Genomic DNA, 718 nt, shown 5'->3' on the forward strand with positions numbered 1-718 from the left:
TTTATACTTATATTTAGGTACATAGAACAGCATCTCACGTTGTCCATTAGGAATATGATACATCGTAGTGTCATTAACAATCGTACTGTGTGTTGAGAATGATGCATTAAAGTTTCCAAGTAAATCATACGTTATTTCTTCTGTACCCCAAGGTATAACTTTATCTTCAATCACTTTAAATATTTCACTCTTAATAGTCCCCTTTAAAATTCCTGTTGAGATGGTATCGGTGTTAGTAAATGTATTCGGAGACATCCTCACATGGTTTTCCTTAATTAACTGTTCAGCGAGTTTATTCCCTTGTGTATTTATAAAATAATTGTTTCCTTTTATTAGTACAGTAATAACAAAACAGACTACAAGTGCTGATATAAAAACTGTTCTTAAAAATGCTATATATTTTGCTTTTTTCAGTGTTCTATGTAAAGACTTTTCATCAAAAATTGAATCTAACTCATCATTCGTTTTTTTCATTACATTCTCTCCTATACATTTCTTTAAACGTTTTCCTAGCACGAGCTAAATACGTTTTGACAGCTTCAGGTTTCATATCTACATATTCTGCAATTTGTTTATAAGACCAGTCTAACTCATACTTTAAAAGAAGTAGTTGCTTAAAGGTGGGAGATACCTTTTGAAGGATGCTTCTTACTAGAAGCTGATTTTCTTTTGCAATCATCATCTCCTCAATTAATCGCTCATTGGTAATAAGGTAATC

The 718-nt window shown here is 31.3% G+C and carries 2 protein-coding genes; both read right to left on the reverse strand.

Translation table 11 applies throughout. The annotated features are described in order from the left end of the window. Positions 1-474, reverse strand: a 474-nt coding sequence (locus POF52_RS30955) for a sigma factor regulator N-terminal domain-containing protein (RefSeq protein ID WP_271998196.1), incomplete at its 3' end; no start/stop codon positions are given. Next, on the reverse strand, positions 458-718 hold a 261-nt coding region (locus POF52_RS30960), incomplete at its 5' end, for a sigma factor-like helix-turn-helix DNA-binding protein (RefSeq protein WP_271998199.1). The genes POF52_RS30960 and POF52_RS30955, both read right to left, overlap by 17 nt.

It is taken from the genome of Priestia sp. AB, from assembly GCF_028369225.1.
Taxonomy (GTDB): domain Bacteria; phylum Bacillota; class Bacilli; order Bacillales; family Bacillaceae_H; genus Priestia; species Priestia megaterium.